A 13,310-nucleotide genomic window follows, 5' to 3' on the forward strand; every position below is an offset into this window, starting at 1 on the left:
TGTTACTAACCATTGTATATACCCATAGTTGTTACTGCGTATATACGTTTTAAAATTAATGCTTTCCAACGTTTATGTATATGAAAAACAATAAGTTTATATGTGCTAATATTAGCTTAGAAACAAAGATAACAGAAAAGAACCAAATTAGTAATTTAGCTCTTTACTGCTGTTTTATGCTTATAAAGAAGGTAAAAGGGTTGCTTTAAAAGAGGTATTACCATCGATTAAGATTAACTCTTCATTCGCTATTTTTATTTTTAAATCTTGCATACCATTATGTTGATGCCCATTGATAAAAAATTCATGTTCATTTATAGCTATTAATTTTACTTTTTGAATAGGACATGTTTTAACAGCATTATCTTTAAACATTCCTTGAATTTGATTCACGGAGTTAATTCCTAAGACCAGTCCGATATCATTTTTCTTAAAATGGAATCTAATGTGTACCGTTTTATCAGATTCTCCTGCAACTTTATAAATATTATAAGATTTAAATTTCCCACCCTTTTTGTTAAAATTGGCCCAAATATTTTTTAACTGCTGCATTCCTTCCTTTGAACCAAAGAAACCTTTCATATCATTATTAGCATATTCGGAAAGACCTTTAAAGTTTTGAGAACTCATGGCGTTTGCAAAAAACAAAGCGGTTTCACTAGCTTTATTGTTTTCTTTAGCATTTTTTGAAAATTGATAGGTAAAAACAGACCATGACTCTTTTCCTATTGATTTAAGTGAATATTCATTTCCTTGCTTCGTTAGTTGCAATGAATGGATAGCATCTAAGGCATATGTTCTGCTGTAGTCTGCATTCTTTTTACGATATGTTGTAACGGGCAAAGGAAGTAGTTTTGGTTTTTCTCCTTGCAACACAGCAATTACGTTATCTATTATTTTCCCATCTACAAACTGACTTTTTCCTGCAAAGGTGCTTTCTGTATTTAAATTGGTAGTTGTTGCGTTGGATAAGATTATGATTTTAATATTTCTTTTTGGTAAGGAACCAATTAAAGAAGTAAACCCTGGAAGTAACCCGGTATGGTTAATCCATTTTTCATTTCTTTTACTTTCAATTCTCCAACCCAATCCATACTTCGAGTTGTTTACGCCTCTAGATTGTGTATAGCTGTAAAGCTTTTCTACAGATGCTGGTTTCAACAATTTTCCGTTTTCTAAGGCTTCCATAAATTTATATAAATCACCAGTAGTAGATTGAATATTACCAGCTCCAATAACCCAAGAAAAAAGAAGAGGGTAGCTAAATTTTTTAAATTCATTCATACCTAAGCCTGTGTGTGGAAAAGCTCTTTTACGAATGAATTTAAAGTTGTCTGCAGTCGTGTTTTTCATATTAGCAGGGGTAAAAACAGCCTGTTTCATATACTCTGCATAAGTCTGTCCGCTCACCTTTTCAATAATATAAGCAAGAAGCGAGTATCCGAAATTATTATATTCATAACCTTTTCCAGGTTTAAATTTTAGTTTAGAATCTTTAAATATTTTTAATAGATCATTTAGCGCTATTGTGTTTTTCCCTGGCATTAAACCATTCCCTTCGTCATCTATTCTTCCTATATTGGCTTGCATACCAGAACTATGATTTAGTAAATGACGTATGGTAATGTCCTTAGAAAAGTCAGGTATGAAGTTTGGAAAAAAGGTATTTATAGAGGTTTCTAATGATAGCTTACCAGCATCAACTAATTTCATAATACCCACAGCAGTCAGTGGTTTGGTAACAGAAGCAATGTTGAATATGGAATTTTTAGTGTTTTTCTTGTGGTTTTCTATATTCGCATATCCAAAGCTTTTTTTATAAATAATTTTATTATTCTGACTTATTAATACATTACCTGTAAAACGATTGTAATGCACATAACTTTCGAATACTTGGTTGATGTTTTTTTTCAACTCTTTTATAGAGTTTGATTGACCAAATGAGTTAAACCCAAAGATTAATCCAATTATGACGACTATTGATTTCTTCATTATTTTAAAGTTTCATTATTAATATGAGACAAGAGTAGTGCGATAAAATTGTAGCATAAAATGAATGTGATTGTTGAGGTTCTTACTGTGACAGAAGCTTCTAAAAATGTGAAATAAAACAAACTTCACGTGAATGACTAAAATGGTCACTTAAAGTGATTGGTTTATCCCTAGAGCAGTTATAAAGGGAATTAATAGCCTATTTTTGATATTTAAAGTACTTAGAATGAAAAAATATTTAGAAGTAACAATACATATTTTGATTTGGGGAGTTGCGTACTTTTTGATTTTGAATAATGTAAATACGATATCTGATTTCAGAAATGGCAAAGGCCCATTTTGGCTTGCCGTACTATTTGGGTTTCTTATGAATCAGATTATTTTTTATTCTACCGCTTTTTTTATCGTTCCTAGATTTTTACGTTTAAAAAAAATTACCCTTTTAATCATTACTTTAATAAGTGCTTTTGTTCTCATTAATTTGTTTGAGAGTTTTATTGACTATTATTGGTTAGTAGGTTTTTTCTCTAGCGAAAGTGAATCTTATATGAGTTATGTAAGATATAATGCCATGAATAGTTTTTTTATACTCTTACTAGGGTTATCATATGCTTTAATTAAATCTTGGATTCAGAGTGAAAGGCTAAAGCGAGTTTTATATGAAGAGAAACTAACTACAGAAATGGCATTTCTAAAGTCTCAAATAAATCCTCATTTTTTGTTTAACGTACTCAATAGTTTTTATGCCAAGGCGCTAAAAAACGATGTGCCCGAATTGGCAGATGGTATTGCAAAATTAGCAGAGTTAATGCGATATATGGTGTATGAAACGAATGAAGATAAAGTAGCATTGGAAAAAGAAATTTATCATCTTAAGAAATTTATTCAAGTATATCAATTGCGCATTGCTGAAGACGACGATGTGTTTATTAATTTTACAGTTAAAGGGGCTATTGAAAACGTACAAATTAGCCCGATGTTATTGATTCCTTTTGTTGAAAACGCTATTAAACATGGAATAGATACAAAAACTAAATCAGTTATCAATATATCTTTGGAGGTCACTAAAAACAGTGTGTCTTATAAAGTAACCAATACAATGCATCAAACGGCATTTGGGTTGAAAGACAATGCCTCTGGATTTGGTCTTGACAATTTGAAAAAACGATTAGCCATTCTATATCCTAATGCACATAGAATAGAAACTAAAGTAGAAAAAGGATATTTTATATCTTTACTTACATTGCAAATTGATTAGCCTATTTATGAATTATATAATAATTGACGATGAGCCAGATGCCATTGATGTTCTTAAGTTCCATCTAAATAAGATTCCTTTCATGGAATTAAAAGCAACATTTAGAGATCCTTTAGATGCTCTTGAATATCTTCAAAAACATACTGTAGATCTTCTTTTCTTAGATATCAATATGCCTAAGTTATCAGGAATTAGTTTTCCTAAGTTTTTAGAAAAACCGCCACTTATTATTTTTACAACAGCCTATTCAGAATACGCTTTAGAGAGCTACGAACTTAAAGCAGTAGATTACCTTTTAAAACCTATAGAATTTGATAGATTACTACAAGGAGTACTCAAGGCGAAAGAAGTATTGAGCCAAAAAAAAGTAGGGATAAAGACAAGTCTAGAAACTTCTCAAGAGTTCTCTGAACAAACTGTTTTTATAAAAAGCGGTTCAGAATTTCATCAAGTTCCTATTCAAAATATCAAATACATAGAAAGTGATGGTAATTATGTGACATTTCATACAACGAAGCGCTCTATTCTTGCGCGCTATAAAATATCTGAAGTAAAAGAATTACTACCTTCTCAGTTCTTTATACGAACTCACCGATCATATATAGTAGCATTAAAACATATAGAAACAGTCAAAAAAAACTGTGTTCTAGTTAATAAAAAAGAAATTCCAATAAGTAGTAATTATAGAGAAGGTGTTTTAAGTATTATATCAGATATTGCTAAAAAAAACAGTAAATCTTAAAGAATAAAAAAAGCCCAAGTTGTAGACTTGGGCTAGTGTTTAGCGTTTGAAGCATGATAGATAAATAAGGAATAAAATTCACCTTACATATTCTTAGTTTTAATTATTGCTTAATTTTAGTAAACATCCATGTTCCAATAGTAATATAGTCTCCATATGCCAATGCTATTATAGGAGTTAAATCAGAAATTAGTTGTTTCCACTCAGCTTTATTTGATGGAAGTCCAATAGAATCAGAAATTGTACTTATGGATGTAGCACAAACAAATCCGTTATTTCTGATGTCGTTAGCTAAATTCCCCGTAATATCAATAGTTTTATCCCAGTCTTTATGGTTGGTTCCTTGAGGAAATCTTGCACCTACAGTTAAACCTTTTGTAAGACTAACAATTGGAGTAAAATTTGAATTTAACATTTCAAAAGCTAAAGCACCTTTACCAACACCAAACATTCCACTTTTCCTAACATCAAACCAAGCATACATTTGAATTTTATTTCCAAAATCAGTAAGAGTTACCTGTCCTTTTGTTCTTGTTGATCCTTTAGTTTCTTGATTCCTATAATGATATATAGGAGAATTAAGGCTAGAAGATTTTATATCTTCATGATTAGAGTTCATTAAAATTAAGTCATTTTTCATAATTGATAATGTTTTAGTTTATTTTTCTAAAACCGAAATTAGATAGAAAGACAGTGCTTAAAAATACCTAGGAGTAGGTGTTTTATGAATCTTAGCAGTTTGATAAAAATCATGGAAATAGTTTATAAATAAAATATAAGCTTATTAAACCATTAAGATTTGTATATAAACAATAATCCTTTTATAAGGAAATGAAAAGTATTTATGTACTAGTAATATTAAGTGTTTAGAGAGAGTTTTATTCGCTGCTTAGTGTGTATAAAACTTTGCTACTAAGTAAACAAATACTTTACCTCTAATGAAAGTGTTAGATAAAGCCTAATGGAAGCAACAGCATACCGAGTGGTATAGTGTTATTATACCACTCGGTATGCTGTCTTTATACAACAGTGTCTGTTATCTGTTAAACGTAGGTAAAAAGAGCATTAAAACACAGTGAGGATAAAAGGAGCATTGAATGTACGTACTTCTTTTAAAAAGGTGTTTGGTTTTGAAGTAGCTTGGGTTTTAATACAAATTGTATACGTACCAGCTGCAAGCTTAGGTGCTTGGGCTATTATATTTTTAAAGGTATTGCGAGAAAAACGATTTACTTTTATTTCGCTACCATCTTCTGATACAAAATACAAACCTACTGCAGTATCTGTTCCAGCTACTTTTAAACGAATACCTTCCAGTTCAAACAGCCCTTCTGAGGTAATTGTAGTATTGATGGTATTTGTAGCTACATCCAGTACTTGCGTAAGTTCTATGCTTACCATCGGAGAAACTTCTTTTAGTATTGCTACCTCATTGAGTACTCTTTTAAGTAATTTACCACTGTTAAATTTTATGTGTAGCTGGTGTTTATCTTTTGTAAATACAGCTTCGCTATTTTCAAAAACCCCTCTAATAGAATAATGGATATTGTATAGAGGTAAATTAATAGCGTACCCATCTTTAATGCATTGTATAATAGTTTCATAATAAGAATTAAGCACTGCAAGTATGTCTGTTTTACTTATCAAGGTGCGTTTATGCAACATTTTATTAATTAAACTAGCTTGGTTTAGAGTACGAGTAGTTATTACTCGGGCGATGTAGTTATCCTCATCACTTAAATGGTTTTTTGTTAAATAGTATTTCATAAGTTCAATTTTAAATTCATTACTTATTTCCTAACAGCTAGCAAAATACTTGCGAAACTATAAGCTTGGTAAGGTTATTTAAAATACTATGGTATAAGGGAAGTAAAAGGGAAGATGTACTAAAGAGTACATGTTTTAGCTTCTTCTAAGATACGAATTTTTTGTAAATACCTTTGAGTTAATATGTTATATTTATTATAGTTTATATAATACCTCAACATAACGTTTTATCTCCGAAGTAAAGTTAGAATACAGGTCTTTATAGGTAGGAGCAAGCTTAGTTTCAATACTTGTAAGAACTTCACTTTTCGTTTTTCCGTTCGATTTTGCTTCTTTTACCTGTTGCCAAACATTGGATAACAGATTAGCATCACGTACTATAGTACTTCCATTCGTAACTACTCCATGTCCTGTTAATACATGTTTAGGTTTTAACTTAGCTATGGTATTTAGGGTTTGAATTAAGTCAGGAACCTTTTTTGGATTGATAATAATAGGCATCCAACTAGAACTTAATACATCGCCGCCAAAGATTATTTTCTGTTGAGGTAACCAAACTAACACATCACCATGGGAATGACTGTTGTTAGAAAAAATGAATTCAACTTCTACCCCTCCCAAATTCATTTTCTGATGTTTAGTAATGAGTTTTGTAGGATATACTAGTTGTGTTTTTCCAATAGTTCCTTTGGTAACACGATTGTAAAAAGCAAGATCTTCCTTTCCGTACTTTTTCATGGTTTCCTTAGCTTCTTTGCTGGAAAAAATATCAGCCTCGGAAAAAGCAGCATTTCCTAACCAATGATCGGCATGACTGTGCGAATTAATCACCCAACGAACAGGCTTGTTGGTAACCGTTTTAATAGCATTTTTAATTTTGTTTCCAATGGTTTCAGAAGACCCTGTGTCGAATAATAAAACGCCATCTTTAGTAACTACAAAATGACTGTTAGCATTCCAACCTTTGTTTTCTGGAGTAGGTAAACCAAAAGATGGAGAAACGATACTGTATACATTTTTTGTAACGGGGGTTACTTCAAAGTCAAAAGAGTTGTTTTGAGCATTTATACAATTAGTTAAGAGACTTATGAGAAAAAAGTAGCGTATCGTTTCTTTTACCATTTTTCAATATTGTTGTTTATAGTTATAATATATATTATTGAATAAGTAAAAGTAATTTTAAAAAGAGAGTGTTTTTAAATTTTAGCTTAATTATTGATTATGAAAGACAGATAGGTTCTTTTTATAGACCAAATTTTTCTAGTTGCAGTATATTAGCTATGCATTATTTGTCTTCTTTAACTTTTCTTAAAAAAGAAAATAAGAAACAGAACATAAAACCTATAAAAGCAAAGGTTAAACTTAATTTCTCTATTGCTGCATTGGTGCTTTTATTAAAATGATTCCAATCAATTAAAAAATAAGAAAGTATACTTAAAGGCATAAAGGCTAAAATTAATAAGAATAAGAGTTTTTTAGAAGGATCCCACATAATAATACTCGCTTTTTAAGTTCATATACCTTCATACTGGTTAGTAACAGTTAATGTTATATTCTAAAATACTGTTATAGTAAGACTACAAACTGCAACTCTATACAAGTTGTTTTGGATTTATAAAAGTGATTGTTGTTAAGTTAAATTACTTAAAAACCATGCATAGTACGCAGCGTAGCCTTACTTAGAACATACATTTAATGGAAATTAAAGGTAGTAAAAAGGAATACTTATGCCTATTGCAAATGCATAAACGGAAGTTATAAAGTAATAAACGGTTTAAAGTTTTGGATTAACGGAAAAAGTAGTTTTTGCTACTTGATTTTGTAACGTTTAAGACGGGGATGTTGAGAATTTATAAATAGTATCTTATATATGCTAATTGCAATTAGGTTGAGGTAACTTTTAGAATGACATTATTTATAGATGCTATTGGTTTCATAAAATTTCTTCAGCAGAATTAGTATAAAGCCTTTATTTAGAGTAGTTAAAAATAAAGGCAATATGTACATCGCGAAAAAGAATTAATTATTAATTGGTTATTTTAAAATTTTTATTGGTAACTCTCTCTAATGTTTTATATAGAATGTCCGATTGCCCAAGGTAAGGATAATCTACACTCAAAATTAAATGCAGACAAATCGTCAATGGGAGTATTTCCTAGAATTCTTATTGTTCTAATAGAATCCATAGATGCTATTATTGCTGGTCTTAAGAATTCTATAAAAGTTTCTTCTGAATGATCTAAACTCCATTCGGCAGCTGCAGAATTAAAATCAAGTCTTGTTGCGTCGTAATTATGATCATTAATTATAACTCTATAATTTCCCATGTGTTGTGAAGCTGTTATTGTTTGATATGCCTCATGAATATTTTTTATATATGATTTAATTATTTGAGGACTTATTGAGTTTTCTTTATTTTTATGATTAAGAATATCAGTTAATGTCCAATCCATTCTTGTTGGATGTTTCCAGCTGGTTGACCCCATAGGTACCCCAGGGCCAACAGTCATATCTCCTGTCCAAAAAAGTCCCATGAAGCCCATTATAAGAAACTGATCTGCTGGATATTTTTCAAGCTCTTTTTCAATAAAAGAATGGGCATATCTTACTTTGCCATAGCCTCTAAAAGTAAGTGTTTTCATGATTTTTACGCTTTCGAATGATTTTATTTTAAAATTATACAAACGAACAACAAAGCCAAATTCAGTAGTGAGTTGATCACTAATATACGTGGGACCTCTATCGAAAAAAAAACCGCGTTGATATTTCCCAGCTATAAATTCTATTCTATAGTTATTATTTTTTACTTGTACATTAGGAAATATTTCACCATGATTGTCTGGGGAGCTTAGAGGAGAAAACCTTACAGGGTATTCAGGAGTATATATAAAATTCCCTTCTCTGTCAGTTCTGTTAGAATAATTAGACGAATTTGGAAATAACTCTTTGGAAATTTTTAACTCTGAAATAATAACATCTGTATTGTCATTACAAGAAGTAATTAAAAACACGTATAAAAATGTTAAAAGTATGATTTTTCTGGATGTTTGGTTTAATTTCATACTGTTGAATTTTAGTGGTATATATTTTATAAAATAATTAGGATGTTGATCTGATCTAGAAACGAAACTAGTAAAAGCAAATGTTTTTGTAAAACGAAAATGAATAAACGGAAGTTATAAAGTAATAAACGGTTTAAAGTTTTGGATTAACGGAAAAAGTAGTTTTTTGCAACTTGATTTTGTAACGTTTGAGACGGGGATGTTGAGAATTTATAAATAGTATCTTATATATGCTAATTGCAATTAGGTTGAGGTAACTTTTAGAATGACATTATTTATAGATGCTATTGGTTATTATATAATTACTAGTTCAAAAAAACATCAATATCTTTTCTATAATTATCACCTATAGGAATTTCTGCACGTCCAATTTCAATATCGTTTTTAGTATAGGCAGTAATCTGATGTTTATTAATAATATAAGAACGATGTATTCTAATAAAACGAGAATCTACCTTTTGTAAAAAAGCAGAAATACTGGTTTTAGTAATATGATGCTCGTTAGCTAAATGAATTTTTATATAATCCTTTAAGCTTTCAATATATAGAATATCTTCAAAATTAACTTTTACCTGCTTTCTATCTTTTCTTATATAAATAAAAGAAGTATTGTTTTCAGAAGTAGGAGTAACTATTGGAGTAGGGGTACTCGCTATTTGTAGCGCTCTAAATTTTTCAATTGCATTAAAAAAACGTTGAAAGGTTATGGGCTTTAAAATATAGTCAACAGCATTGAGTTCAAAGCCATCAATAGCATAATCTCTATACGCAGTGGTAAATATAACTTTAGGTTTATGAAATAAGTTTTTATAAAAATCAATGCCTTTTAAAACAGGCATTTCAATATCTAAAAATAATAAGTCTATAGTATTTTCTTGTAAAATTTTACTCGCTTCAATGGCACTAGCACAAGAAGCTACCAATTCAAAATCATCCAATTGCATTAAATGATTTTTTAGCAATCTTCTCGCTAATTCTTCATCGTCAATAATTAAACATTTGTAGCTCATTTCATCGGAATTTTTAAATCAACATAAAAATTATCGCTTTCTTCATTAATATCTAAAGCGTAGGTGTTTGCATACAGTAATTCCAATTGCTTTTTAACATTGCTAATCCCAATACTTTCTTTACGAGCAGGGATTTTATTAGCGGCAATTGAGTTTTCAATTTTAAAATGAATACACTCCTCTTTTAGTACTATATTTATGTTAATAAATGCTTTGTTTAATTCTTGAGAAACTCCATGTTTAAAAGCATTTTCTATAAAGGTTAATAATATTAAAGGGGCAATTTTAGCATTGGAGCTTTTAGGTGCATTAAATTGAATGCTAACACGAGTACCATAACGTACTTTTTCTAAAGCTAGGTAGTTTTTTATAAGTTCTACTTCTTTTTGTAAATCGGCAAACTCTTCATTACATCCATAGAGCATATAATCTAACATTTCAGAAAGTTTTGCAATTACTTCAGGAGCTTCGTCAGATTTCTCTATGGTTAACGCATATAAATTATTTAAGGTATTAAATAAAAAATGTGGATTTAATTGATGTTTTAACGTTGTTAACTCAGTAGTCTTCTTTTGCTCGTTTACTTTAAGATAGGTTTGCCTTTCATTATAAAACTTAATGGTTAATAATATAATGGTTGGCGTTAAAAACTTAACTGATTTACCTGTAAAAGTTTGTACTTTAAAAATATGATCCCAGAAACCTTTTATAGAATCGTACCCAGTAGTACTTTGAGGATTATTAAAATACTTTGGTAGGTGATAAAACTCTTGAATACAAACATAAAGAGTATAATTAAAGAAGAGTAAGAGCAGTAAATAAATACTGAATTGAATATATTTTTTAGGAGTTAAAAAATAAGGCATTAGTATATAAAGCGTAGTATAAGCTGTTATAATTTGTACTAAAAGCATAATTAAACGCGATTCAACACCTTGATAATAACTGCTAAAATACGCTGCTTCTAATGTAATTAAGAAATAAGAAAAAATCCCTAACCAAAATAACAAATGACGTATTAAGGGGATTCTTAGTAAAGAAGCTATTTTTTTTGCAAAACTCATTAAGGGCCTAAAATACGATATAAATAATATTGAAAACTAAAAGTAGCTTAAATAAGAATTTAAGTAGCTTAATAGTTTAATATGATAGACTAAAACAAAATTCTAGACTTCATAAGTTTCAAGAGGCAAAAACAGCCTTTTAGTCTACTTTTTTAAAAGCAATTACTTCTCATAATATTTTAGCCGCCCAAGCAATATGTTTAATTATTGAAATTTAAAAAATGAAAAGAATTGTTTTATTAGTAGTACTTCTTTTAGGAGTTTTCTATACCCATGCACAAAAGCAAGATAAAATTGTGTTTAACAATAGCACCATTAAATTGGATGGTGAGTTAAATGAACCTATTTGGACTCAATTGGATGTGCACGATGATTTTATTGATTATATGCCTAATAATGGAAGTGTAGCAACAAAGCAAACAGTTGTAAAAATGTTTCATAATGGAAAGAAATTGTACATAAGTGCGGTGTATCACGATACAACTAATAAGGTACAAATAGGATCGTTAAAACGCGATGATATTGGGAATTCGGGAGCTAATAGCGATTCTTTTGCTATTGTTATAGATACCTATAATCAACAACAATCGGGCTACTTTTTTATTGTTAATATGGGAGGTACTTTAGTTGATGCATTAGTATCTAGAAAAGGCGATGGTTATTGGTTAAGTAGAAGCTGGAATGCAGTTTGGAATGCTAAAACATCTGTAAAAGGAAATCAAAAAATATTTGAAGTAGAAATTCCATTAAAAGCGTTAGGTTATAAAGAAGACAATCCTAATTGGGGAGTGATGTTTCATACTAGAGATATTAAAACCAACGAATGGACTACCAGTACTAAAATAGATCGTAATTTCTCACAATTTGATTTGCGTTTGTCTAAATCTTTTGAAATAGAAAGTTTATCAGATAATAAGCCTACTAAGTTTACAATAACACCATCGTTAACTATGGACTATCAGGAGGATTTGGTAAATAAATCGAATGCGTCAAACGTAAAACCAAGTTTAGATTTACAATACAATGTAAGTTCTTCTTTAAAATTAGATGCTACTATTAATCCAGATTTTTCGCAGATAGATGTAGATACTCAAGTTACAAACCTTAGTCGTTTTGCAGTGTTTTTCCCAGAGCGGCGTAATTTCTTTTTAGAAAATAGCGATTTATTTACATCATTAGGTGTAAGCGGTATAAATCCGTTTTATTCTAGAAGAATAGGAGCCGAAACCGATATTTCTTTTGGATTAAAGCTTTCTGGAAACATCGCAAAGAAAACACGTTTAGGAATTCTTAATGTTGCTACTAAAAAAGAAGGGAGCAAACCAGCTCAAAATTATGGAGCGCTTGTAGTAGAACAACAATTGTCTAATGTTTTTAGAACTACTGGATTTGTAATTAATAGACAAGAAACGGATGGTTTTTCGTTTCTAGATGATTATAATAGGGTAGCCGGACTTAATTTAAATTATAACTCGAAAAATAATAAATGGACTGGATTGGCAAACTATGCACAGAGTTTTACCAGTAATGTATCTGGTGATAATAAGTTTTATAGTTTGAGTCTTTGGTACAATAGTTTAAAAACATCTTGGAAAACCTCTGTAAGGAAAGTAGGAAGAAATTATATTACCGATGTTGGTTTTGTACCAAGATTAGATAATTACGATGCTATTAATCAAATAATAGTACGAGAAGGATATACGCAAGCTACTGGTCGATTAAGTTTAACTTATTTTCCTAAGAAGTCTAAAAAGATTAATTCACATAAATATTTAGGGTTGTCAAATAGCACCTATTTTGATGAAGAAGGAGTAGTCTCACAATCGTCTACAAATATTAATAACGACTTATTGTTTAATGATAATTCCTTAATTTATGGAGGTGTAGGACATAATTATGTGAATTTAAAATTCGCTTTTGATCCCTTAAGAAATGGAAACTATATTATGCCTGGTGTTTATAACTATTATAGATTTTCTGCAGGATACCGTTCTATTAGAAATAAAAAATTGGAATATGGAGGTAATTATGAATTGGGAAGTTATTACGGAGGTTCTAGAAATCGTTTAATAGCCAGAGTAGAATATAAATTAATGCCTTTGGCACGATTGTACCTACGATACGAACGTAATGATATTGATTTAAATGAATTAGGGAATGATACCTTCCATCTGGCAAGGTTCACTGGTGAAGTATTCTTTTCTAACCGATTAAATTGGACTACCTATGTACAGTACAACACACAGTTTGATAACTTTAATATAAATACAAGGCTACAGTGGGAATACAAACCCTTGTCTTATATCTATCTCGTAATTTCAGATAATTTTAATCAAGAGATTACACGACAAAATTGGGGAGTAGCCTTTAAAATGAATTATAGATTCGATTTTTAATAAAAAGTAAAAGAGCCAT

General features: G+C 30.0%; 11 protein-coding genes. 3 read left to right on the forward strand and 8 right to left on the reverse strand.

Annotation, left to right across the window (positions count from 1 at the left end; translation table 11 throughout):
• Window positions 1–180 precede the first annotated feature (180 nt).
• Window positions 181–1,992 carry a serine hydrolase domain-containing protein gene (locus tag Q0881_RS03300; RefSeq protein ID WP_299156944.1) on the reverse strand — a complete coding sequence of 604 codons (1,812 nt, stop codon included), beginning with the start codon at window positions 1,990–1,992 and terminating at the stop codon, window positions 181–183.
• Window positions 1,993–2,218: 226 nt separating this feature from the next.
• On the opposite strand from Q0881_RS03300, the gene Q0881_RS03305 reads away from it, so the two are divergent.
• Both Q0881_RS03305 and Q0881_RS03310 read left to right on the forward strand, forming a co-directional pair.
• Window positions 2,219–3,250 carry a histidine kinase gene (locus tag Q0881_RS03305; protein ID WP_299156946.1) on the forward strand — a complete coding sequence of 344 codons (1,032 nt, stop codon included), beginning with the start codon at window positions 2,219–2,221 and terminating at the stop codon, window positions 3,248–3,250.
• Window positions 3,251–3,257: 7 nt separating this feature from the next.
• Window positions 3,258–3,992: a LytTR family DNA-binding domain-containing protein gene (locus Q0881_RS03310; RefSeq protein WP_299156948.1), complete on the forward strand. Its 735-nt coding sequence runs from the start codon at window positions 3,258–3,260 to the stop codon at window positions 3,990–3,992.
• Between the two features lie 103 nt (window positions 3,993–4,095).
• Here the strand turns inward: Q0881_RS03310 and Q0881_RS03315 are convergent, their stop codons facing one another.
• The 7 genes from Q0881_RS03315 to Q0881_RS03345 form a co-directional block, all read right to left on the reverse strand.
• Window positions 4,096–4,632 carry a hypothetical protein gene (locus Q0881_RS03315; protein WP_299156949.1) on the reverse strand — a complete coding sequence of 179 codons (537 nt, stop codon included), beginning with the start codon at window positions 4,630–4,632 and terminating at the stop codon, window positions 4,096–4,098.
• Between the two features lie 425 nt (window positions 4,633–5,057).
• Window positions 5,058–5,759, reverse strand: coding sequence for a DNA-binding domain-containing protein (locus tag Q0881_RS03320; RefSeq protein ID WP_299156951.1), 702 nt, complete (start codon window positions 5,757–5,759; stop codon window positions 5,058–5,060).
• Between the two features lie 195 nt (window positions 5,760–5,954).
• Window positions 5,955–6,881, reverse strand: a complete 927-nt coding sequence (locus Q0881_RS03325; RefSeq protein ID WP_299156953.1) for an MBL fold metallo-hydrolase — start codon at window positions 6,879–6,881, stop codon at window positions 5,955–5,957.
• Window positions 6,882–7,044: 163 nt separating this feature from the next.
• Window positions 7,045–7,203, reverse strand: a complete 159-nt coding sequence (locus Q0881_RS03330) for a hypothetical protein (RefSeq protein WP_299156955.1) — start codon at window positions 7,201–7,203, stop codon at window positions 7,045–7,047.
• Window positions 7,204–7,831: 628 nt separating this feature from the next.
• A complete protein-coding gene (locus Q0881_RS03335; protein WP_299156957.1) occupies window positions 7,832–8,821 on the reverse strand; it encodes a hypothetical protein in 990 nt (329 codons plus the stop codon).
• A gap of 305 nt (window positions 8,822–9,126) precedes the next feature.
• Window positions 9,127–9,831 carry a response regulator transcription factor gene (locus tag Q0881_RS03340; protein ID WP_299156958.1) on the reverse strand — a complete coding sequence of 235 codons (705 nt, stop codon included), beginning with the start codon at window positions 9,829–9,831 and terminating at the stop codon, window positions 9,127–9,129.
• Window positions 9,828–10,895 carry a histidine kinase gene (locus tag Q0881_RS03345; protein WP_299156960.1) on the reverse strand — a complete coding sequence of 356 codons (1,068 nt, stop codon included), beginning with the start codon at window positions 10,893–10,895 and terminating at the stop codon, window positions 9,828–9,830. The genes Q0881_RS03340 and Q0881_RS03345 overlap by 4 nt, the downstream gene beginning before the upstream one ends.
• 221 nt (window positions 10,896–11,116) lie before the next feature.
• Here Q0881_RS03345 and Q0881_RS03350 point away from each other — a divergent pair, with 221 nt between their 5' ends.
• Window positions 11,117–13,291 (forward strand): DUF5916 domain-containing protein, encoded by a 2,175-nt coding sequence (locus Q0881_RS03350; protein WP_299156963.1) that lies wholly within the window; start codon window positions 11,117–11,119, stop codon window positions 13,289–13,291.
• Window positions 13,292–13,310 lie beyond the last annotated feature (19 nt).

Origin of the sequence: uncultured Tenacibaculum sp. (assembly GCF_947494125.1) — a bacterium.
Lineage (GTDB): Bacteria > Bacteroidota > Bacteroidia > Flavobacteriales > Flavobacteriaceae > Polaribacter.

What these genes read in the sequence shown, in the direction of transcription:
- Q0881_RS03300 (WP_299156944.1), bottom strand. Translation starts at nt 1,992, where the DNA reads ATGAAGAAATCAATAGTCGTCATAATTGGATTAATCTTTGGGTTTAAC.
- Q0881_RS03305 (WP_299156946.1), top strand. Translation starts at nt 2,219, where the DNA reads ATGAAAAAATATTTAGAAGTAACAATACATATTTTGATTTGGGGAGTT.
- Q0881_RS03310 (WP_299156948.1), top strand. Translation starts at nt 3,258, where the DNA reads ATGAATTATATAATAATTGACGATGAGCCAGATGCCATTGATGTTCTT.
- Q0881_RS03315 (WP_299156949.1), bottom strand. Translation starts at nt 4,632, where the DNA reads ATGAAAAATGACTTAATTTTAATGAACTCTAATCATGAAGATATAAAA.
- Q0881_RS03320 (WP_299156951.1), bottom strand. Translation starts at nt 5,759, where the DNA reads ATGAAATACTATTTAACAAAAAACCATTTAAGTGATGAGGATAACTAC.
- Q0881_RS03325 (WP_299156953.1), bottom strand. Translation starts at nt 6,881, where the DNA reads ATGGTAAAAGAAACGATACGCTACTTTTTTCTCATAAGTCTCTTAACT.
- Q0881_RS03330 (WP_299156955.1), bottom strand. Translation starts at nt 7,203, where the DNA reads ATGCCTTTAAGTATACTTTCTTATTTTTTAATTGATTGGAATCATTTT.
- Q0881_RS03335 (WP_299156957.1), bottom strand. Translation starts at nt 8,821, where the DNA reads ATGAAATTAAACCAAACATCCAGAAAAATCATACTTTTAACATTTTTA.
- Q0881_RS03340 (WP_299156958.1), bottom strand. Translation starts at nt 9,831, where the DNA reads ATGAGCTACAAATGTTTAATTATTGACGATGAAGAATTAGCGAGAAGA.
- Q0881_RS03345 (WP_299156960.1), bottom strand. Translation starts at nt 10,895, where the DNA reads ATGAGTTTTGCAAAAAAAATAGCTTCTTTACTAAGAATCCCCTTAATA.
- Q0881_RS03350 (WP_299156963.1), top strand. Translation starts at nt 11,117, where the DNA reads ATGAAAAGAATTGTTTTATTAGTAGTACTTCTTTTAGGAGTTTTCTAT.